This window comes from Arthrobacter sp. StoSoilB13 (assembly GCF_019977255.1).
Lineage (GTDB): Bacteria > Actinomycetota > Actinomycetes > Actinomycetales > Micrococcaceae > Arthrobacter.
The window spans coordinates 211429-231994 of the sequence record NZ_AP024649.1 but is presented as its reverse complement, the minus strand read 5'-3'; the positions used below and the strand labels follow the sequence as shown (position 1 = coordinate 231994).

Annotated in this window: 19 protein-coding genes; 4 read left to right on the top strand and 15 right to left on the bottom strand. The window is 62.5% G+C overall.

Annotation, left to right across the window (positions count from 1 at the left end; genetic code table 11):
• The first annotated feature begins 123 nt into the window (after positions 1–123).
• On the top strand, positions 124–480 hold the full coding sequence (locus tag LDP01_RS19605) for a hypothetical protein (protein ID WP_224094736.1): 357 nt from the start codon (positions 124–126) through the stop codon (positions 478–480).
• A 2-nt stretch (positions 481–482) separates the two neighbouring features.
• Here LDP01_RS19605 and LDP01_RS19600 read toward each other — a convergent pair whose 3' ends face one another.
• The 7 genes from LDP01_RS19600 to LDP01_RS19570 all read right to left on the bottom strand — a co-directional run bounded on the left by LDP01_RS19600 (position 483) and on the right by LDP01_RS19570 (position 9727).
• The gene (locus tag LDP01_RS19600) at positions 483–2639 is read right to left on the bottom strand and encodes a CLIPPER-2 domain-containing protein (RefSeq protein ID WP_224094734.1); all 2157 of its coding nucleotides are present in this window, start codon (positions 2637–2639) and stop codon (positions 483–485) included.
• Between the two features lie 4 nt (positions 2640–2643).
• Positions 2644–3219: a hypothetical protein gene (locus LDP01_RS19595; RefSeq protein ID WP_224094732.1), complete on the bottom strand. Its 576-nt coding sequence runs from the start codon at positions 3217–3219 to the stop codon at positions 2644–2646.
• Between the two features lie 215 nt (positions 3220–3434).
• The gene (locus LDP01_RS19590) at positions 3435–4997 is read right to left on the bottom strand and encodes a sigma-70 family RNA polymerase sigma factor (RefSeq protein ID WP_224094730.1); all 1563 of its coding nucleotides are present in this window, start codon (positions 4995–4997) and stop codon (positions 3435–3437) included.
• A gap of 194 nt (positions 4998–5191) precedes the next feature.
• On the bottom strand, positions 5192–5548 hold the full coding sequence (locus LDP01_RS19585) for a GNAT family N-acetyltransferase (protein ID WP_224094728.1): 357 nt from the start codon (positions 5546–5548) through the stop codon (positions 5192–5194).
• Positions 5545–6978 (bottom strand): acyltransferase family protein, encoded by a 1434-nt coding sequence (locus LDP01_RS19580; protein ID WP_224094726.1) that lies wholly within the window; start codon positions 6976–6978, stop codon positions 5545–5547. Before LDP01_RS19580 ends, LDP01_RS19585 begins: the two co-directional genes overlap by 4 nt.
• A 122-nt stretch (positions 6979–7100) precedes the next feature.
• Positions 7101–8312 carry a M20 family metallopeptidase gene (locus LDP01_RS19575; protein WP_224094724.1) on the bottom strand — a complete coding sequence of 404 codons (1212 nt, stop codon included), beginning with the start codon at positions 8310–8312 and terminating at the stop codon, positions 7101–7103.
• Entirely contained in the window at positions 8309–9727 is a 1419-nt protein-coding gene (locus tag LDP01_RS19570; RefSeq protein ID WP_224094722.1) for an MFS transporter, read from the bottom strand. Before LDP01_RS19570 ends, LDP01_RS19575 begins: the two co-directional genes overlap by 4 nt.
• A 121-nt stretch (positions 9728–9848) precedes the next feature.
• On the opposite strand from LDP01_RS19570, the gene LDP01_RS19565 reads away from it, so the two are divergent.
• Positions 9849–10868 carry an Lrp/AsnC family transcriptional regulator gene (locus LDP01_RS19565; RefSeq protein ID WP_224094720.1) on the top strand — a complete coding sequence of 340 codons (1020 nt, stop codon included), beginning with the start codon at positions 9849–9851 and terminating at the stop codon, positions 10866–10868.
• Positions 10807–11133, top strand: coding sequence for a VOC family protein (locus LDP01_RS19560; protein WP_224094718.1), 327 nt, complete (start codon positions 10807–10809; stop codon positions 11131–11133). Before LDP01_RS19565 ends, LDP01_RS19560 begins: the two co-directional genes overlap by 62 nt.
• A gap of 27 nt (positions 11134–11160) precedes the next feature.
• On the opposite strand, the gene LDP01_RS19555 is transcribed toward LDP01_RS19560, so the two are convergent.
• From LDP01_RS19555 to LDP01_RS19535, 5 genes are all read right to left on the bottom strand, one after another.
• Positions 11161–11547, bottom strand: coding sequence for a DUF1304 domain-containing protein (locus LDP01_RS19555; protein ID WP_224094716.1), 387 nt, complete (start codon positions 11545–11547; stop codon positions 11161–11163).
• A gap of 72 nt (positions 11548–11619) precedes the next feature.
• Positions 11620–12297, bottom strand: coding sequence for a YoaK family protein (locus tag LDP01_RS19550; RefSeq protein WP_224094714.1), 678 nt, complete (start codon positions 12295–12297; stop codon positions 11620–11622).
• A gap of 34 nt (positions 12298–12331) precedes the next feature.
• Entirely contained in the window at positions 12332–13957 is a 1626-nt protein-coding gene (locus LDP01_RS19545; protein WP_224094712.1) for a gamma-glutamyltransferase family protein, read from the bottom strand.
• Positions 13954–14634, bottom strand: coding sequence for a FadR/GntR family transcriptional regulator (locus LDP01_RS19540; RefSeq protein WP_263433803.1), 681 nt, complete (start codon positions 14632–14634; stop codon positions 13954–13956). Before LDP01_RS19540 ends, LDP01_RS19545 begins: the two co-directional genes overlap by 4 nt.
• A gap of 134 nt (positions 14635–14768) precedes the next feature.
• Positions 14769–15263, bottom strand: a complete 495-nt coding sequence (locus LDP01_RS19535) for a RidA family protein (RefSeq protein WP_224094710.1) — start codon at positions 15261–15263, stop codon at positions 14769–14771.
• A 259-nt stretch (positions 15264–15522) separates the two neighbouring features.
• Here LDP01_RS19535 and LDP01_RS19530 point away from each other — a divergent pair, with 259 nt between their 5' ends.
• Positions 15523–17160 carry a purine-cytosine permease family protein gene (locus tag LDP01_RS19530; protein ID WP_224094709.1) on the top strand — a complete coding sequence of 546 codons (1638 nt, stop codon included), beginning with the start codon at positions 15523–15525 and terminating at the stop codon, positions 17158–17160.
• Between the two features lie 54 nt (positions 17161–17214).
• Here the strand turns inward: LDP01_RS19530 and LDP01_RS19525 are convergent, their stop codons facing one another.
• The 3 genes from LDP01_RS19525 to LDP01_RS19515 form a co-directional block, all read right to left on the bottom strand.
• Positions 17215–18090 carry a class II fructose-bisphosphate aldolase gene (locus tag LDP01_RS19525; protein ID WP_224094708.1) on the bottom strand — a complete coding sequence of 292 codons (876 nt, stop codon included), beginning with the start codon at positions 18088–18090 and terminating at the stop codon, positions 17215–17217.
• A complete protein-coding gene (locus tag LDP01_RS19520; RefSeq protein WP_224094707.1) occupies positions 18090–19556 on the bottom strand; it encodes a GntP family transporter in 1467 nt (488 codons plus the stop codon). The genes LDP01_RS19525 and LDP01_RS19520 overlap by 1 nt, the downstream gene beginning before the upstream one ends.
• Positions 19557–19654: 98 nt before the next feature.
• Entirely contained in the window at positions 19655–20557 is a 903-nt protein-coding gene (locus LDP01_RS19515; protein ID WP_224094706.1) for an NAD(P)-dependent oxidoreductase, read from the bottom strand.
• Between the last annotated feature and the right edge of the window lie 9 nt (positions 20558–20566).

Sequence of the window (20566 nt, the reverse complement as noted above, 5' to 3'; positions counted from 1 at the left end):
GGCCGTTTTGTGAACAGGGGAGCGTCATTGACTTTCATTGGAAGCTGACGCCGTGGAAAATACCCCGGCTCTTGCCAAGGGCTGTAGAGTCAACGGCACAGAAACTCTACGGTTGGGGGACCAGTGGCTGACGACATCCACGAGCGGATCGGATTCCGCGAGATCGATGAACACGGGAATGCGGTGCGGGCAGTGAATCCGCATGCCCCTGAAGCCCCCGAACGGGCACGGCGCCGAGTACTCGTGAACCCGTTCGTCGCGGCCCTCTGGGTGCTGGACGCTGGGTTGGCGTGGTTTTGCATCTGGGCTTTCGACTCGGTAGCGGCAATGACCGGTCCGACGGCGACAAGTCCCCCATCCCAAGTGAATTTCATGGTCCTGCAGTCGGTGCCCTACGTCCTTCCAGGCGCCATTCTGGTCACGGCCGCCCTTCTGTTCTGGCATGCCGCGCAGTGGCAGAAGAAGCACGCCACTACCTAGGTCTACGGCTGGTTCCGGACAGTCTTGCGGCGTCCCATCAGGTAGAGGACGAGACCCGAAAGGATAAGGACGGCGACCGGCAGAATGGAGAACGCGACTCCCGTGTTGGCCAATGCCCCGGCTGACGAATTGGAAGTAATCACGGACCCGCCGGGCTGAACCGACCCGCCGGGCTGATTGGGAACGGGCCGATTCGGAGCGGGCTGATTCGAATCGGGCCGCGAGGAGGCCTGGTGTCCTGGTTGCGGTGCTATCCGCAGGAAAGCCTTTTCGATCTCCTGCTGCCCTGTTCGCGGGAAGGCCACGGCGGTTGTGGCAGGATGCGTTGTTACCAGCCCACCTGCCGAAGACGTCCCCATAGCTGTTGCCGAGTTAGCGACGTTGCCTGCCTTGACGTCCCACCACGTAAGTTCGTAGCTTGCGGAAGCCGTCACAGTTTCGCCGGGCAGCAGTTCACCCGCGGCTCCGGGCCATGCGTAGACCAGTGGCCTGGGTCCTCGCGCGTGATCCGCAATGGCGACGTTCTTGAGGGCGGTGTTTCCGGCGTTCTTCGCCGTGAAGTGATAGGTGATGACCTGGCCCACCTTTGCGGGATCACCCACCGCAGAGGCATCTGCGGTGGTGGAGAACTCAAGGCGTGCATCCGGTGACAACGGTGTATCTGTAGTCACAGGCAACGAGGCCGTGAGGCCGCCGGCGCCGGGAACACCGGCGAGCGCAGCGGAGTTGGCGACCCGACCGGCGTCGAGGTCTGTTTGGGTGATGCTGTAGGCAGCGACAGCACTCACTGTTTGACCCGGTAGCAGCTGGCCGGGGATCCCGGGCCACGAATATGCCAGCTCCGGGAGTCCGGCAAGAGTGTTGTTGATGACCACATCAGTCAGAAGCACGTTCCCACTGTTCGTTGCCCTGAAGATGTAGCGAATCACATCCCCTGCCTGCGCTGGCGAGTGGACAGCGGAGGCATCAGCGCTGTGGGTAAACCCGAGGCCGGGAAGGGGCGCAGCGGCGCCAGTCAAAATGCACTGGATGTTTGCGCCGGCGACGGGCGTCAGCGCAAAGGGTCGGTCAACCACCGCTCCTGCGGGCAAATTCGGCTGCAGGCCAGCTGTGTCCGTACAGGTGATGTTCCGGTGGTAATTGGACGGGATGCCGCCGGCTTCCGTGAGGTAGTAGGTAGTGCCTGCGTTGGCCGTCGTCTGACCCGTGACACCAGAGCCCGCTGCGATACCTGCTACAGATCCTGAGGTAGTGGAGTGAGTAGTGGCATTTATCACTGGACCGGTGGGAGACCCCGCACGGATCTCCATGGTGAATTGGTCGGAGACCGCAGCGCGGGCGGTGGTCAGCGCCTTGCCCAGCGTAATCCTGGGAGCCCGGACCACCAGGGAGGCCGCTGCCGGAGGGTTCAAGTTGCTTGCAATGTCGGTAGGTGCGCTGGAATACGTGCCCTCGGCCGAAACTGTCACATTCACCACCACCGTGCACGAGGCCTGGCCCCGGCTGAGGTCGCCGCCGGAAATCGAGAGCGTTCCGCTGCCGGCATCTGCCGAGCGAAGGAATGGGTTGGTTCCGGGAACCTGAACGCACGTTCCCCCGATGTTCGGATCCCCGGCGATCGTCAGTCCGGAAGGAAGCACCTGGTTGATGGACCAGTCATGCTTCGCGTTGAGTTCGCTGGTATTGGTGACGGTGAGCGTGAGGGTGGAAATCCCGCCGGGGCCCACCACCGCGGGAGTGAAAGATTGCTTCAGTTCTGGAGTGACGTCAAGCAGGCGCACTTCGTCAAAGGCGCCATCGTTCCCGTTGGTGGTGCCGTTGTTATTCCACATTTCAAGCCCCAGGGAATTGCCATTGGCCTGGATCGCCGTGTTCGACGTCATCGAGTTGACGTTGACGGTCCTGGTGACGGTTCCCGGGGTTCCGCCGACGTCGCTGGTGACTTGTTGCCGGAACGAGTCCACGTTGGGATCGTCCCAGGTTTGGCACCCATTGAGTGGGTTCCCGACCGGCGTGGCTGTCCCGTCGCCGTCAACGGCGGCGAACTGATACGACGGATCGCCCGCAGCCAGGCCGCAATTCATGTACGCGGTGTTGAGGCCAAAAGCGTAATAGTGGCCCGCTGTCACCGGGATTGGGCGGGTGGTCCTGAATATCACCCCATCAGCGGGCCCCGGACGGGATGGCATCGCACACTGATCCGGTGGAACTGGTAGACGGGCATTCGGTGTAAGAGCCGTTGACGTGATTAGTGGTGGGAGAGGCGGGGGTGAATTGTTGCCCCATGCCCAAGGCCAGCATGCGCATGTACTGATAGCTGCGAATATCCGCGAGCTCGGCACATCTGTTGTTTTTGCCTTCGGCCGCAGTTCCGGACTGCGCCCATGTGGGGGTGTTCGAATTCCGGTAGCTCAGGATGATGCCATTGCACCTGGCAGCGTCGATCCAACCTGGAGAACCTGTGTACGCCTGGCCGCCCCTGCCAATGTACTGCTTTGACCCGGGAGCCGAATAAGACTGCGCGCCAAGGGCGGAGTTGGGGCTGCCGTGCTCGAAATTCTCCGAGAACACCACAATGCCGGGCTGGGTAGCATCAGGCGTCGAGGATGTTGGAGGCATAGGTGGCGTTGACGGCGTTGTCGCCTGCGCAGGGGCAGGTTGAAGGCCTCCCACCGCCGAGGTAGCAGCCAGGGTGGACAGCAGTATCACCAAAGTTCTGGCCAGGAGAGAATTCTTCACGGCTGTTGCTTGTCTTTCCATCGTCCCCAAGCGCCCCAGGCTCAAGACCCAGGCAGTTGCGCTTGGTGCTTCCGCTTCCAAGGAAGCCGATGCGCACAGATATTGTCAGCCTCTTAGTGTTGGCTAAAGCGGAATCGTGACGGAGAAAACAGAAAAAGATTGAGGCCCTATTCGAGCTGGCCGGCGCCGGGAGCGGCAGGCGAAAGGCAGCGCGACTAGTGAAAACTACTGGCGAAGGACTTGGTAAGGATGTATTGGCCGCTGAACTGATAGTTCAGTGTGCTGCCCGCTTCTGTATTCCGAAGGAAAACGCCGAGCTCGAATGCAAGGCCGGCTGGCTCGATGGACGCCGTGGTGCAGCGGATCAATCGATTGTCCGCAGCGGGATCCGAGCACGACCATCCGGCCGGTGCCGAGAATTTCCCCGGGATGAACGTGGCATTCTCCGGCAGGCTGAAGATTGCTTCACCGGAGCCTGGCGCCCGATCTCCGATGAGTGAAAAGCCAACACTGACATCGCGATCGAGTAACCCGCTGCCGGCTTCCATGCCAAAGAAAGCCTCGACCGTCTGTGACGGGGCAGCCGTTGGAGGCGTCGCCTCGGTGGTTGAGGACATCGTCCCCGAGTTCGTGACAACTGCTGCCCGTTGCCTGGCAATTTCCTCGGTGACCGGAAGCGGCGGAACCTGTACGGGTGCAAAAGGTTGCGGCAATTGCACCGCAGTCGGAGCTGGGGAGGGGACGGTGGGCAAGTCAGCTGCAGCACTGGACGCCGGGGGTGATGCCGAGGCACTTGGAGCATCACCGGCGTTGCTGACCTCCACATCAGGCTGCCCGAACCACGCGGCAAGACCAAAAATCGCCACGCCTGCAGCGATCGCCGCAGCAACCTTCCATATGTGCCCGGGGGATCGAACTGTGGCAGGGCTCTGCCCGGTGACGCCGGACGGATTCGATGCCGCGAGCAATCCCGCAAGCGCGCCAGGAGTCAGCACGATGCCCGTCACCAGGGGGAAGAGAGCCGCCCGCATGGCACCTTCGATGTGGTTGAGTTCAAAGAGAAGCGCAGTGCACTTGGAGCAGGTCTCCAGATGCGCACTGACCTTTTCACGTGAGGTCCTTTTCAGGGCGTTCCGTGCATATTTGCCCAACTGGCCGGAATACTCCGAACACTCATCGTCGGGGGCAACCACCACGTGGTTTTGCAGATACGCCTGGCGGAGCCCCTCCCTTGCCCGGATCAGCAACGAGGACACTCCATTGGGGCTGACACCGATGAACGGCGCAGCAGCAGCCGGCTTCATGCCCTCAATGTCCACATGCCAAAGCACCGCTTGCCAGCGCTCGGGAAGGGACCTGAATGCCGACGCCACAGCCGAGGATTCGAATTCCCTCAAGACGGGGTCGGCGTCCACGACGGCGGTATCCAACATCGCGTCGTCAGGGGCGGACTGGGTGAGCCTTGCTTTCCGGTTCCGCGCATGCGCTGTCCGCTGCACGACCGTCAGCAGGTAGGCACGAAAGAATTCCCGTGGTCCTTTGCCGCCGCTAAGGGCCTGGAACACTGATGCGAAGGCCTCGGCAACGATGTCGTCGGCGTCACTCGGGTTATCGGTATTCGCCCGTGCGACGTATTGCGCAGCAGCCAGATGCCGCCGGTACAACGAGTCAAAGGCCTCGTTGTCACCTCCTCGGACCGCCGCAATGATTTCCTGATCGCTGACAGGTCCAGCGGTGATGGTTCCGCTGCTGGAACCAGTATCAAAATCGCTCCCCATAGGCCCAGTGTGACAGCAAATTCCGGGATGACTTGAATCGCAGGGTACTTAGGACTACGGGGTTAAATTACTTGGAAATTCCACGACACGATCCGACGGAAACGTGCACTAATCAGTTGGGAGGCGTCGAGTATCAGGCCGCCCTGGAGGCGCCAAAATAGCCCGCGAAACCCTACCCAAATGGCCCGCGAACCCTACTCGTTGTCCGGTTCGCCTACAGGTTTCTCGGCGGGCCAGTCGACGTCCTGCTCGTAGCCCTCATGCTTCTGCAGGTATGCCGCGATGTATGGGCAATGCGGAATGATGCGCTTGCCGGACGCCACCACATCGTCCAAGGCGAAGTGGGCCAGCACCTTGGCCAGCCCTTGGCCTTTGAACTGAGGTTTTGTCTCGGTATGCGTGAAATCGATGTGACCGGGCCGATCGATGAATTGGGACATCACCGCCAACTCACCGTCTACGCGGAGTTCGTAGCGGTGGAACTTATCGTTGCGCACTGTAGTGACGCCAGCGCGGAATGAGTCTGCCAATGATTCAGTGTGCTCGGTCATGATTCGAGATTGGCACGTAAACCGGGCGCTGGCAATGTGGACCGTTTTCCCCCGCGTGTTTGCGCCCCATCCGGTCCTGGTGGCGGCAGCACCGGCGTCGGGACCCTGCCAAGCAGCAGTACCGCGAGCGCGAAGCATGCCGCTCCCCCGCCCAGGAGCGCCAGCGTCAGGCCGTTGAACGCGGCATCCGCAACGGGGACAAAGACCACGACGGCGGCCGTCACCACAGCGGTGCGCGAGGGACCCCGCGCGTGGCTGGCCGCCGTCGGACGGTCCTCAAGGCGACCGAGGAGCAGCACGACCGGCAGCAGCAGGGCTACGACGGCGAAGAAGACGGGGATGCGCGCCCACCACCATTCCGCTGTGCCGTCGGCCGGTTTGGGAAAGTCGGTGAGCAAGAGGAGTCCGGACATGCCCACCAGGAGAGGAAGATGCCAGAGGTAGACGGTCATGGACCGGCGGCCCGCCACCGCAATTGACGCCTGGACCCAGCGGACAGAGGCGATCCAGCGTATGCCTTTGCCCAGAAGTTGGAGGGTGGCAGTCTGTGAAATCGCCAGCAGGAGCAGGCAAAGGTTGGGTGGGTTGATGTTCACCACCATGTTGCCCGGATATACGGCCACGCCGGTCACCAGCCCGAGCAACACGTTGCTGACTATGATCGCCCCTACCAGCCAGGTTCTGCTGCGATGCTCAAAAAAGCCGTCCGCCATGAGGAAGCCGAGCTGCTGGACTGCGCACCAGACAAACACCATGTTGACGAAGGCAAGAACCGGGAGCGCGCCGCGGAGGGAGTCGACCGTAATGATCAGCGCCACGAGGACGCCCAACGTGGGCAGCGGGGCACGTTGATGAAGCCGGGCCATGAGCGGGATGCTGAGCTGAGCCGTGAGGTAGGCAGCAAGGAACCAGAGTGGCATCGCAGCCCCGGTGGTCATCAACTGGATCACCTGGGGGTCAACGCCGCTGAGCAGAGCCAGCCAGAGCCCCGCCCACATGATGGCGAGCAGGGCCATGGCTGGCCTGACCAGACGCAGCAGTCTCAGCTGGGCGAAGTCGAAGCCTGTGCCGCCGCGTGCTTGCAGGCGTCGCCACGACTGCAACCCGGTGACGCCGCCCAGGACGAAGAACAACGGCACGATCATGAGCACCCAAACCACGGGCGTGAACCAGCTTTGCTCCATGAGGGTGTTTTCCGTGGTGACTTTCCCATCCCTGTGCAGGACGGGACTGACCATCATGCAGTGGGCCGCGACCACCAGGAGCAGGCAGATGAAGCGGACGAGGTCGATCGCTGGATCACGCTGCACACCCGGTTCACGCTGGACAGCCGGTTCACGCTGGACAGCCGGTTCCAGCCGCGCAGCCGAAGCCGCCGGCACAGCCGTGCTTCGGCTGCCGCCTGGATGAACCGGCTTTCCCCGCTGCATGGCCCTCCCCACGAATACACGCTCCTGCGTGTTGACTCCATTGTCCGCCCCGGGTGCCACGGGGACCAGCGGTGCCGGCGTTGGCCGGTACTGGCGTTGGCCGATGCGGGCGTTGGCAGGTGCTAGTGGCGCGCCCTGGCCAGTAACCGCCCTCGTTCCTCCGGGTCCAAGGCACCGGCGCACGCTGCCGCGGCCAGGCCGTACGATCCGTCAAGTACTGCCTTGTCGGCGCCGGCCGAAGCGCCGAAGGCCGCGAACTCTGCTGTGTGATGGGCTGCGCCACGGACGTCGTAGCCAACCATGGGGTGGATGGTTGGCACCAGTTGGGAGACGTTGCCCATGTCCGTGGAGGCCACTGGCTCGGAATTGAAGACCACGTCCCGTCCGATGGCCGTCATGGCTGCCCGGTAGGCATCCGACAGGAACGGGTCTTGTCGGAGTTCGGCGTAGTCATTGCCCGCTGGCGTGACATCCAGGGTGCAACCGCTGGCGTGGGCGCCTGCTTCGAGGCAGCGCCGCACCTTGTCCTGGATGATGCGCAGCTTTTCGATGCTCGGAGCCCGCATCTCAATGCTCGCCCTTGCGCGCTCGGGGATGACGTTGACGGCGCTTCCGCCTTCGGTGACGATCAGCGAAATGATCGACCCGATCGGGAGCTGTTGCCTGGCCAGCGCGACAGCCGTCTGGGCGACGACAAGTGCGTCCAGGGCGTTGACTCCTTCCATCGGGGCGGCAGCGGCGTGGGCCGGCCTGCCTTCGAACAACACGTCCCACATGGACATCGCCAGCGACGAACCGCCCACCACGTCCTTCGCCGCGGCATGGGCCATCATTGCCAGGGACACGTCGTCGAAGAACCCTTCCGCGATCAGGTCCACTTTTCCACCCGTGGTCTCCTCCGCCGGCGTTCCGAGCACCTTGACAGTGATGCCGAGTTCGTCAGCGACTGCCGCTAGAGCCAGCGCTGCTCCCACAGCGCTGGCCGCGTTCACGTTGTGTCCGCATGCGTGGCCAATGGCGGGCAAGGCGTCGTACTCAACGCACAGCGCCACAACCAGGTCTCCGGTTCCCAGCCGCGCACTAAAGGCGGTGGGTTGTAGTGGCTGGCGATCATCGAAGCGGAAGCCCGCCGCGTGGAGTAGCCGCCTGATCCGCTTGACTGCACGGAACTCCTGTCCGCCGAGCTCAGGATCGGCGTGGATGGCGTGGCTGAGGTCCAGCAGGTCCGGTTTCCACCGCTCTGTGGCAGCCTTCAGCCTGGCCTCGATGTCGCTTTGGGATACGCGTACGACGGCGGCCCCGCGGCTTAGGCTGTTAAGTCCAGTGGCGGTCATGCGGACACCCCGGCGTTTTCGCTCTTTGGGTAGCGGGCGCTTGCGGCCGCCGCGACGAGTGCGGCCACAGCAAGGGTTCCCCAGATGCCCTGCAGCCCGGACTCTGAAATGTGCCCGGACTCCACGGACGCGGAGGAGATCAGCTTCACCACGGCCGCGCCCACCGCGATCCCGACGGACAACGCGAGCTCATTGAGCCCGGCAGCAGTTGAAGTTTCCTCCAATGGGACTCCTTCCACGGACAATGCGCGGGTTCCGGCCTGGTACATTCCCAGGCTTAGGTTGAACATCGCAAAGCCCAGGCAATAACCGGCGAGGGAACTGTGGGCAAGCATCATGACCAGGAATCCGACTGCGAGCAAGACACCGGCAAACACGAGCGTGGCCCGCTCACCGAATTTTCGCAAAGCCCGGGCCGTGAGCAGCGAGGACAAAAGGGACAGCACGGAAGCCAAGGCCAGGACAATGGCGATCATCAGGGGGCTCAGGGCAAATCCGTAACCCGTCTTTTCAGGATTGGAGTGCAGGAATATCCCGTTGGTGCCGAAGTAGCTGATGGACGCGAAGCCAAAGAAGAAAGTAGCCAGTGAGATGGAGCGGATCCGCGGAATGGCCAGCATCCGCAGGTCCATGAAGCGCTTACCCTGGTTTGCGCTGTAATCACGCTTGGCCCAGTAGGCCAGCAGGGATACTCCCAGCAGGCCAGCGGCCAAGGTGCGGGCATCCAGCCAACCCCATTCGGGCGCCATCGAGAGCGCCACAACAAAACCAATGAGACCGAGCGAGCAAGCCAGCAACGGCCCAAGGGCGATGCCCTCGCGGGTCGGCACACCGGCGTCGGGCAGTAAGAAGGAAGAAATGAACGCGACCACCGCGAAAGGAACAGCCACCCAGAAACCGAGCGTCGGGCTGGTGACCCCAACGATTCCGGCAAAAAGCCCGCCCGCTCCCACCATGATCATGAGCATCCCGATCATGACGCTCACGCCAGTGCGCGTATGCCCAGGGCTGCTAACGCGCAGGATGCCCATCATGAGGGGGATGAAGCCCACCACGCACGTAAGCATGACCACGCCGATCGTCACCGTCCACAGCGAGGGCCACAAGGCCATCTGAAGGACTCCTGCCGTCACAACCCCTGTGGACCAGCGCAGCACCAGCCTGTACCCGTAGCTGTCTCCAAGCCTTGAAATGATCGGAGTGAGGACTGCAAAGCTCACGTTGTAGATCAGGAAGATGCCGTTGATGGTGGGGTCGTCAATCTCGAAGACGGGTCCGAGCGCGGGGAGGATGGGGTTCAAGTACCCCTGGGTGACCCCGCTCAGTGATTCAATCAATGCCATTGCGAAGATCATTCCCGCAATGGACCGGCGCGTCGTTCCTGACGCCGCCGCTGGTGCTGTCTTGCTTCCCATGTGCTTCCTTGTGGTCTTGGCCTGTTGAGGGTACCGCCGATTAGTGATGCGAGTCACGACGATATTGCCCTCGTTTAGACTGGCTGGGAAATTGTTTGAAATAGACACAAGGAAGGCTTCAGTGAACGAATCAGCCATAATTTCCGAGCTGGACCTCGAAATCCTGAATGCCCTCCAAATCAATCCGCGGGCAGAGTGGAGCCGGATTGCCGACGCCCTTGAGCTGTCTGCGCCCACAGTGGCAAGGCGATGGAGCGCCCTCGCCGGCCAAGGCCAGGCTTGGATCACACCTGCCCCCGGACAGCGATATCTCAGTGCCGGGTGGTCCGCCTTCATCCATCTGTCATCCTCGCCCAGCGAGAGCGAGGCACTGATTGAGCAGCTGTGCTCCGAACCTGCATTCGGCACAGTTTCTTTGGTGACAGGTGCGCACGATCTCTTCATTGACTGCTTTGCATCCAGCCATGAAGAGTTGATGGATATCGTCACCGGCGCCTTTCCAAGGCTGCCCGGCGTCACCCATCGTGAGGTCGTATTCGTCACCAAGTTGTATCGGCAGGCCTCAGAATGGCGCAGCGGCACGCTGGAACCAGCGCGCGCAAGGCTCGTGTCAGCGGAACCCCTGCCCGAGCAGTCGGCCTACGCGCCGGACCGGCTTGATGCAGCGTTGTTGGAGGAGCTCGCCAAGGATGGCAGGGCGAGCTGGGCGGAACTGGGTGCCGCCTGCCGCGTTTCGCCCCAAACAGCCCGACGGCGGGTGGAACGGTTCCTGGCAACCGGCTACATGACGCTGAGGTGCGATGCGTCCAGCTCCGCTCAGCAGGGCCTGAGGGAAGTGACGCTCGTCCTGAACGTTCCAGCTGAGTTCGTTGACGGTGTGGGCAGCTTCTTCGCGGCGTTGCCCAATTGCCGGTTGAGCGCCCAAGTCCTTGGCGCCCAGAACCTGCTGGTCACTTTGTGGGTCCGGGACTATCTGGAGGTCCAGGCCTACGAACGCGAACTTGCCCAGCGGGCTCCAGGAAGTGCAGTCATCTCAAGGCAGGCGGTGGTGCGGACCTTCAAGCGGTTGGGCCACGTCCTTGACGAAGCGGGTCGCAGTCGCAGCGTGGTGCCCCTGCCGCTATGGAGGGAGACTTCGTAAGCGTTATCCACAGAGTCAGTTCACCGATCAGCCCATCGCGGACACCCGGAACTCGGTCGGGGCAATTGTTGCCATCTCTGCCGACAGCCGCGAAGGTGTTGATGCCCTGGCCGCTAAGGCGGTCGAGGCCGGAGGTTCCGAGACGTACGACCCCAAGGACCTCGGGTTCATGTACAGCAGGGCGTTCCGTGACCTCGACGGCCACCACTGGGAAGTTGTGTGGATGGACCAGGCCGCAGCGCAGAGCGGCCCGCCGGAGCACTAAGCAACCGGAGCACTAAGCAAGAGCGCCCTAAAGGACAGCAAGCACGCCAAGCACGACGGCGAGCAGCGGCGTTGTCCCCTGGAGAACCGCAGGGCGGAGGTACTTTTTGCCACTCGCTGCGAGCACCAGTGCCGCAAGAAGCATGGAACCGCAGCAGCTGAAGACGAGGGTCCAGCCCACCTGCGGAGCGCCCATGGCCACAGCGATGATGCCTATCAACGCGCCGATGGCCAGGAAGAGGTTGTAGAAACCCTGGTTGTAGGCAAGTGGCTTGGTGGTTTCGGCGTCGGCCTGTGATGTCACGCTGAATCGTTTCCATGTAGCTGGCTTGGTCCACGTGATGGATTCCATGGTGAAGATGTACACGTGGAGCAACGCCGCAAGCAGGGCGAAAATCAGGGAGGCCAGGATCATGGTCTGATCCTAGCCTCCCCATGATCTGGCGCAGGTGTCGGGAGCTGGGCAACTCGGGCGTGGCGCCAGCAGTCAGGCAGACACGAGGGTCCGGGCGTCTTCGGTTACCCTCCTTGATGGATGTTGAATAACCGTGAATGCCACGGCCACGCTGATCAGGACCATTGCCGGGACCAGCATTGCGCACCACAAACCGAGCTGCAGAAGGAGGGCGCCGCACATGGCGCCCAGGAACATCGACGCCACGGCCGCAAACCTGCGCATGGTGGCCGTCGTCGTGGCCCCACCCCAAAAGCGTCCGGCTTCACTGAACAGCAAGGACAGCGTGGACGTAATGACTACGGTGGAAACGTCGGGGACGCCGACTCTGCGAGCCGCAATGGCTTGGAAACCCATCATGATCCCGATTGCGAGAGTCACGGTGTGGATCAGGAGATCGTTCATGGGGAGGAACGCCAGCACCCCGGTAACAGCCAGCATTCCACACGCCGCAGTCCAGAAAACCGGAACCAGCGACGCGTCGCGTCCGCCAGCAAAGGGAACGCGCCGCAGGATCAACCCGAGGACCCAGGAACCAGCTGCGAAGCCGCCGAGTGCTGACAACGGCCCCAGAAGTGGAACGTGTTCCGAACCCGCGAGGGAGAGGCCGATCAGGATGACGTTGCCGGTCATGTTTGCTCCGAAGACACGGTCCATACCCAGATAGGTTGCGGCATCGAGGGTCCCGGTGCCGAAACTCAGCGCGATCATCAGCCAGAACGATAAGCGTGGATGAAGCACGCGCCTACTTCCCGTCGCTCGTCGGGCGCTGTGACGCGATCGACAGTCCATCGGAGCGCGGATCTGAACCAACAGCGAAGGCGCCTGGCGTCTCTTCCTGCCGAACCACCTGGAGGTGCCCTGCGGCGTCGTCCAGTGCTTCCAGCTCTTTCGTGTGGAAGCCGGCGTCGAGAAGGTTCAGGACGGCAGTCGTCGAGACTCCATGCTCCACCGAAATCGTGGTGGCGTCGTCCGGCGCAGCAGCTCCGGCTTCCATCTGTCCAACGATCCAACGCGGTCGGGCTGTTGCCTCGGCCGGAGACATACCCAACGCAAGGTTCAGGGCAAGGTGTGTGTGGACCTGGGGTTGGGCCCGACCCCCCATGGTGCCGTGAGCCCCGATGAGTTGCCCGTCCCGACGGACAAGCACCGGCATAAGGGTGTGGGCTGGCTTCCGTCCCGGAGCGAGCTCATTCGCGGCACCCTGCGTCAGGCTAAAGGATGCCCCGCGGTTATGCAGGAGAACGCCCGTTGCCGGATCCACCACGCACGATCCGAAAGCGTGGAATGCGCTTTGGATGAGGGAGACCCAGTTGCCGTCGGAGTCGGCCGTGACGATCGCTACTGTGTCACCGGTTCGTCGGCCGTATGCCCGGCCGTGGGAAGAAGCAGGTTCCTTGCCTGCGATGGCGCCGAGGGCCAATGCCTCGGCAGACTTCGCGGAGAGCAGTCCAGCAACAGGGATTTCGGTGTGTTCCGGGTCGCCAAGGTAGCGGTCACGGTCCTTCGCAGCAGCCGCCAGCACGGACGCCACAATGCCGGCCTCGGCGCCATCCGGGTCAGGAACGTGGCCAAGTTCCTGGGCTACGACGTTAAGAGCGGCCAAGCCTTGCAGGAAGAACGTGCCTTGGCTGTTGCCGGCCGCACTGAGGTATTCAGAGCCCGCGAACATCACGGAGACCGGCGTTTCAACCGTGGCTTCGTAGGCTGCGAAATCATCCAGGGTGAGGTCACCGCCTTGCCCGCGAAGGGTCTCCACGATGCTTCGCCCAATGGAACCGCGGTAAAACACTTCGGTCCCGTGCTCCGCGATGGCTGCCAGGGTTTCTGCCAGACGATCCAGCTTCAGGGTCTCGCCTTCACGCAGGAGTGCTCCATCCCGGAAGAAGACCTCGCGGCATCCCGGGTCTTGGGCCAGGAGATGCTCTTCCCGGATGAGGTCCCGGGCGACCCCTGGAGCCACTGGCACTCCGGCTGCGGCGGCTGAAGCCGCGGGAAGAAGCGCCTCAGAAAGGGGCAACATCCCCCAGGTCTCAGCGAGAACCTCCCAGGCACCAAGAAGCCCGGGCACGGTGACGCTTTTCGCACCGGATACTGGGACGAACCCGTCTGCGCCTGCGTAGTCGGCGGGGTTCAACGATCGGGCAGATCGTCCGCTGCCGTTGACCACTGTGACGTTCCGGTTATCGGATCCCACCATGGCGATGACGTCACCGCCGATAGTGCATTGATTCGGATAGACCACCGTAAGCATGGCTGCTGCAGCCAGTGCGGCGTCCACGGCATTGCCGCCATTGGCGAATGCTGTGTGGGCTGCAGCCGTCGCAGCTGAGTGTGGCGTTGCGGCCGCGCCGGTGAATTTTTGGCTCATGGCTTGTTGTGCTTTCTGCTTAATGAATCCGGGTCCCAGGCGTCAATGCCAATAGCCATCGCAACCTCGTGGATGTGACCGGACATGGCCTCGCGTGCGTCATCAGCCTGATGACCACGGATGGCCTCGTATATTCTCCGATGCGCAGCAACGGACTTTTCGATTCGTGTCATGGTCTGGTGGGCGGTCTCCCTGGAAGGCGCCATCCATTCGTTGGCGACATCGAGGAGCCTGACCAGCATGGGGTTCTGGGTGAGTCTGGCAACACCTGCGTGGAACTCGACGTCCAGCCTCACCAAGAGCTGCATGGACGGCTCGTCCCGGCGGAGTTCCGCCTCGGCCAATTCCAGAGGATGGAGCAGGGCACCCAATTCAGTAGCCCGGCCCCGAAGTGCGGCGCGCTCAGCCATCGGAGGTTCGATCACAGCACGGAGGTCCATGACTTCGCGGAGCATCCTTTGTGAGGATTCCATCGATCCGAGCATCCCCGCGTGAAGTTCGGGGCGGGTTTGTGCTTCGACGATGGTTCCGCGGCCGGGTTTCCGGCTGATGAGCCCCCGAAGTTCGAGTTCGCGCAGGGCCTCCCGCACTGATGTGCGCGATATTCCTGCAGTCTCTGCGAGCTCGCGTTCGTTGGGAAGTTTGTCGCCTGCGTTGAGCTCACCGTTGGTGATCATGCGGATCAGCCTTTCGCTCAATTGCTCCGAAAGGGGACCGCTGGCTACGGAAATGCTGTACAAGGACGACACGTCTAAAACCTCCGCTGAAGTTGGTTCGACAAACCTACCAGCCGCTGGGGTCGGCCAGTCTTTTACTCGAGGATTTCCACCGTCACCCAGTTTTCAAAGCAGCTGCCGCCCGCAAGGCTCATGACGCCGATAGTGGCGCGACCGCCCAAACCCACCTCGGGTCCGAACACCTCAACAAAAAGATCAGTGGCACCCGAGGACACCTTGTGGACCTCGGTGAAATCCATGGTGGAGGTCACGAAGCACAGAGACCGGATGATCCCTTTGACGCGGTCGAGGGAACCCAGGGCCAGCCGGATTCCGCCAAGGCAGTTCAACGCGGTCAAGCGGGCGGCTTCGTAGCCTTCCTCCACAGTCAGGTTGGCGCCAAGGCGCCCTGGGTAACGGACCGTGCCATCACTTTTGTCCGGCGTGTGGCCACTCAGGTACAGGACGTTGCCCACAATATGGTGGGGCTTCATGCTCCCGTAGGTGTCGGCACCGTAGTAACCGTCAACGCTGAAGTCCGGAATCTCCAGACCCAATTCACGTACGCGGTCTTCATAGCTCGTAGCCAAGGTCTTGCTCCTTATCTGTCCTGCCGAGCCACGGCAGTTAGTCCAATGGTCCAACCAAGTTGCTATGACAGTAGTCACTCGGGGGGCTACCGTCAAGACGAAAATAAAAAATGAACGTCATTCATAAAAAACTGTTGACTTCGGTCTGAAGGTCGGACAAACTCCAGTTATGGGCGATTCGCCGCCGCCCTGCCAACCAAGTGATTACACCCCAACAGCCGGCTCCTGAACCGGCACATCACTTGCAAAGGAACCCGTTATGTCCACTCTGGACCGCTCACTGGACCCGCTCCACGTCAGCTATGCCGACGACCCCCGTGTTGTAAAGGAAGCCGCAACCGAGGACTACACCACGCACGTTGTTCCGCTTTCATGGCGCAGCAGCAAGAAGTCACTCTCCATGTCCTGGTACTCGTTGGTCAGCGGCATGTTCTATCTGGTCACCGCCGCAACACTGGCCGCAGTCGTCGGAACCGTGGACACGCTGATCGGCATTGTCCTGGCTTGCGTCGCGTTCGGTGCTCTTGGCTACATCTTCTCCGGCTACGCCGCCAAGACCGGCCTGACTGTCGCCCTGATATCGCAACGCCTGTTCGGTGCGTCGGGGTCCATCGTTGCGCCGCTCATTCTGGCCGCAACGTCCATCTACTACGCGGTGTTCGAAAGCTCCATGATCGCCCATGCGTTCTCCGCCTCCATCGGCGGCCTGGATATCCGTGTCTGGTATGCGATCGCTGTCGTCATGAACCTTCCCCTGGTTATGGGTGGGATCCGGCGCTGGATGGACAAGTACAACGCAGCGCTGCTCCCCGTTTATTGGGGCGGCCTTATTCTGGTCATCATTCTTGCTGCCACGCGAATGGACACCTCCGCATGGTTGGCCCACACGCCCCAGCAGGCTGCAAGTCTCGCCGCCCCGGGCTGGCTCTACGCCTTCTTCATTTACCTGGGCGTACTGGTTCTCATGATGTTCACCATGGACTTTGCCCGCTTCGGCAAACCCCGCGACACCAAGATCAACGGAATCGCGACGTTCGGGCCAGTGTTCTATGTCTTCGTCTACCTGGCCAACGGCCTGATCGGCATCTTCATCGCCTACGCCGCAGGCTTGGCCGGAGGTATTTCGTCCACCGCAATCGTGGACTTCATCGTCACCCTTTTGGGCGGTTGGGGACTGTTCCTGGTGTGGGTGACCCAAGCCCGCATCAACACCGCGAACTTCTACGTCGCCTCAACCAACATGGAAGCACTCTGGACGCGCCTCTTCCGCACCAGGCTCCCACGCGTTTGGGCCGTGCTGCTGTGCGGCGCCATCACCTACGTCTTCATGCTCACTGACGTCCTCAGCTACTTGCTTGTTGCGCTGGCTTGGCAGGGTGCCTTCATTGCATCGTGGGTCAGCATCATGTTGGTCCACATCATCTTCAGTGCTGGGGGCGACAAGAACGATTTGCCGGAATTCCGGCCGGGACGCCTGGCCCGGTTCACCTTGGGTGCTTGGGTCTGGATTGGAAGCTCGGTGCTGGGCGCGCTCTTCTACCAATTCGGTGGCGCATTCGGAGCCACCTGGTCGACACCGCTCACCTTCGCGCTTGGCGCCTTGCTTTACGCCGCTGCCTTCAAAGCACAGTCGCGGGCAGCCCTGCTCCGCCGGGCCAACGATCCCCGCGATGAGGTGGAGGACATCTGGGAGGCCCGCATCCGCTGCCATGCGTGCGACCACAGCTACATTGCGGTGGAGATGGACAGGGACCCGAGCCAAACAGGTCAGCCTGCCATTTGCACCGCCTGCGCTGGACTTAGCAAGGAGTACCTCGCGGCCTGCCGGAATGAGCACTTGAGCGGCGGTATCGCCGCAGCCGATCCAGCTCGGCAGCCCGTTCAGGGACTGCGTTAAATAAGTTGACGACGGCGGGAAAACCCGCCGTCGTCAACTTATGTCCAGCCCTTGTCAGTCACTCAGCATGGCAAGTGTCGCGCCTGCGAAGGACCACGCAGAACCGTTCCATCGCGCCAGCAAGCCTTGGAGGTTCTCACCGTCGGCCCGGTGGGCGGCGGTTTCCGCTTCGAGGGTAGCCAGGATTCCGGTGCGCAGCTCGGTATTGAAGTTCACCTTGCCAACCTGCATGGAAGGAGCCTTTGAAAGCTGTTCAGCGGGGATGCCGGAGGCGCCGTGCAGCACCAAAGGAACCTCCGTCCGTGCAGCAACTTCCTGGAGTACATCCCAGCGGATGTTGGGCTCGCCCTTGTACTTTCCGTGGACGTTACCCACCGCAACGGCGAGCAGTTGCGCTCCGGTCCGCGCAACGAACTCGGCCACCTGCGCCGGGTCAGTGAGGCCGGCGACTGAAGTACCGGCGTCGTGCGCTGAATCTTCGGTACCGAATGCCTTGTCCTCGTCGCCCGCCAGGCCACCCAGCTCTGCCTCGATTACGACGTCGGACGCACCTTGCGCATCCAGCGCGGCACGGACTTCGCGGACCAAGGCGATGTTGTCCTCGAACGGCAAGGACGAACCATCCGCCAGCACGGCATCGGCACCGGCAGCCACGGAGTCGCGGATGACCTGCAGGTCCGATGCGTGGTCCAGTTGGACGGACACGGGAATGCTGGCGTCGTCGGCGAGGCCGCGAAGTGCTGCGATGAGCCTGAGCCCGTTGGGGGTGGAAGCCGTCTTCGGAGCTACGAGCAGGATCACGCCGAGCCGGGCTTCCTCCGCCGCCGAAACAACGGCCAGCGCGGTCGTGAAGTCGTAGCAGGTGAAGGCCGGAACAGCAGAGCCGTCAGCGAGCGCGGAAATGACCAACTGATCCAGTTTGGCGCGCATTAGTGGGCCAGGCCTCCCACCAGGATCCAGGCAACGTACGTGAGTGCGAAGCCGGCCAGGCCGAGGATGGTGGTGAGGACGGTCCAGGTCTTGAGGCCGTCGGTGACAGTAAGGCCGTAGTACCGGATCACGGTCCAGAATCCTGCGTCCGTCACGTGGGACAACCCCAACGCGCCGAATCCGATGGCGATCACGATCACGGCGATCTGGGCGGGCGTGTAGCCGCCTTCCATCACTGCGGAAGTGAGCAGGCCGGTAGTCGTGACAATGGCAACGGTGGCCGAGCCCTGGGCGGCGCGCAGTGCAAGGGAGATAACGAAGCCGAGAACGATCACCGGCAGGCCCAGGCTGTCCAGGGTGTGGGACAGGGCTGCGCCGATGCCGGAGGTGCGGAGGACTTCACCGAACACGCCGCCCGCGGCGACAACCATGAGGATGGACGCAATGGGAGGAAGGGCGCCTTCGAAGATCTCGCCGGTTTCCTTGAGTGACCAGTTGCGGCGGACCGCCAGCAGGAAGAAGGAAAGGGCTACCGCCACGAGGAGCGCGAAGAACGGGTTGCCGATGAACGCGGCCACGCCGTACCAGTAGTTGTCCTTGGCAATGGTCAGCGTCCCCAGCGTGCCTACGAGGATTTGGACGATCGGAGCGGCGATCAGGAAAATGATCAGGCCGGGACGCGGAGGGGCGATGGCGCGGGCGCCGGGACCGTCAGAGCCCACGTGGACCAGGGACTCGGAACCGAATTCGTCCACCTGCGCCTTGACGCCCGGGAGCAGTTCGTAGTCCTTGCGGTTCATGATGCTGGCAACCCAGTAGGACAGGAAGCCAAGCGGCACGCAGATGATCAGCGAGATCAGGGTAATGAGGCCGATGTCAGCGCCGAAGACGCCGGCGCCTGCAACGATTCCCGGGTGCGGCGGGACAGCCACGTGGATGGACAGCATGATGCCGGCCATGGGCAGGCCGAATTTGATGGGGTGAACGTTCGCGATCTTGGCGAAGGCATAGACAATCGGGACGAGGACGATGACGCCCACCTCGAAGAACACGGGAATCGCCACGAGGAAGCCCACGGCCGTCAAGGCGATGGCAACACGCTTGGCGCCCAGCTTCTCAGTGAAATGGGTGGCCAGCGATTGCACGCCGCCGGATACCTCGATCATGCGGCCAAGAATGGCGCCGAGGGCAATCAACAAAGCAACCTTGCCCATGGTGCTGCCAACGCCGTTGGCCACCACGGTGAAGATGTCCTTGAGCGGAATCTGGGCTGCCACGCCTACCAGGATGCTGACAGCCAACAGGGCAACGAAGGCCTGGATCTTGAAGCGGATAATCAGCACGAGCAGCAGGGCAATGCCCGCAGCAGCGATAGTCAGCAACAGGGGTGTTCCCAGTTCCACTGCCGGTTTGATGGCGGGGGCATCAGCAGCCCGGACCACCAAGGAGTTGATGAGGGGATTCATTGGGGGTGTCTCCTTTGACATACCAGTCTAGAGAAGACCGGCGGGAGGTGGCGACGACGGCGAAGGGGGGACCGCCGTCGTCGCGGGTTTTTATTGGGTTAGTTGGTGCGCTTTGTGGGCGCGACAACCTTGATGACGGCGGAGTCGTCGGCGGCGGCGAGGCCCTGGGCCTGGCCGAGGAGGTAAAGCTGTTCTGCAGCGGCGGCAACGGGTGCGGCAAGGCCGGCAGCGCGGGTGGCTTTGCCGACGATGCCCATGTCTTTGACGAAGATGTCCAGGCGGCTGAGGACCTCGGCTCCGTCCTCGGTGTAGGCCTCCAGGATGCGGGGGCCGCGGTTGGACAGCATGAAGGAACCGGCAGCTCCGGCTTCCAGCGCGGCGAGGGTCTTGGCCTGATCGAGGCCGAGGGCGTCGGCAAGGGCCATGGCCTCTGCAGCTGCGGCGATGTGCACGCCGCAGAGCAACTGGTTGACGGTTTTGAGTGCTTGGCCGTCGCCGGGCTTATCGCCAACAATGCTCAGGGTGGAAGCCAACAGTTCCAGCGCGGGCCGGGCCTTTTCAAGCGCCTCCGGCTCGGCACCAACGACGATGAGCAGATCGCCTTCACCGGCACGCTTCGGTCCACCGGACAGTGGCGCGTCCACGAGTGAAACACCGTACCCGGCCAGTTTTTCGACCGTGGCGGGGATGGCTTCGGTGCCCACCGTGCTGCCGAGGATCACGACTGCGCCCGGCTTCAGAACCGAGGCAACGCCGTTTTCGCCGAACAGGACATCGTTGAGCTGCTCACCGTTGCGAACGGCCAGGAGCAGCGCGTCGGCGTCCTGCGAGGCTTCGCGGGCAGAAGCAAAAGTCTTGATACCGGCTGCCGCAGCGAGCTCCAATCGGGGCTCGGCGATATCGAAACCGTGGACGGTCAACTCGGACGCGAGGCGGGTGGCCATGGGCAGGCCCATGGCTCCGAGGCCCAGAACGGTGATGGTGTAGTTGCTGCTGGTCATGGTGTTCTC

Excerpts from the sequence above, each read along its gene's own strand:
- LDP01_RS19545 (WP_224094712.1), bottom strand. The coding sequence starts at position 13,957 with ATGAGCCAAAAATTCACCGGCGCGGCCGCAACGCCACACTCAGCTGCG.
- LDP01_RS19570 (WP_224094722.1), bottom strand. The coding sequence starts at position 9,727 with ATGGGAAGCAAGACAGCACCAGCGGCGGCGTCAGGAACGACGCGCCGG.
- LDP01_RS19540 (WP_263433803.1), bottom strand. The coding sequence starts at position 14,634 with ATGATCACCAACGGTGAGCTCAACGCAGGCGACAAACTTCCCAACGAA.
- LDP01_RS19525 (WP_224094708.1), bottom strand. The coding sequence starts at position 18,090 with ATGCGCGCCAAACTGGATCAGTTGGTCATTTCCGCGCTCGCTGACGGC.
- LDP01_RS19515 (WP_224094706.1), bottom strand. The coding sequence starts at position 20,557 with ATGACCAGCAGCAACTACACCATCACCGTTCTGGGCCTCGGAGCCATG.
- LDP01_RS19555 (WP_224094716.1), bottom strand. The coding sequence starts at position 11,547 with ATGATCCTGGCCTCCCTGATTTTCGCCCTGCTTGCGGCGTTGCTCCAC.
- LDP01_RS19550 (WP_224094714.1), bottom strand. The coding sequence starts at position 12,297 with ATGATCGCGCTGAGTTTCGGCACCGGGACCCTCGATGCCGCAACCTAT.
- LDP01_RS19530 (WP_224094709.1), top strand. The coding sequence starts at position 15,523 with ATGTCCACTCTGGACCGCTCACTGGACCCGCTCCACGTCAGCTATGCC.
- LDP01_RS19585 (WP_224094728.1), bottom strand. The coding sequence starts at position 5,548 with ATGACCGAGCACACTGAATCATTGGCAGACTCATTCCGCGCTGGCGTC.
- LDP01_RS19520 (WP_224094707.1), bottom strand. The coding sequence starts at position 19,556 with ATGAATCCCCTCATCAACTCCTTGGTGGTCCGGGCTGCTGATGCCCCC.
- LDP01_RS19590 (WP_224094730.1), bottom strand. The coding sequence starts at position 4,997 with ATGGGGAGCGATTTTGATACTGGTTCCAGCAGCGGAACCATCACCGCT.
- LDP01_RS19575 (WP_224094724.1), bottom strand. The coding sequence starts at position 8,312 with ATGACCGCCACTGGACTTAACAGCCTAAGCCGCGGGGCCGCCGTCGTA.
- LDP01_RS19580 (WP_224094726.1), bottom strand. The coding sequence starts at position 6,978 with ATGCAGCGGGGAAAGCCGGTTCATCCAGGCGGCAGCCGAAGCACGGCT.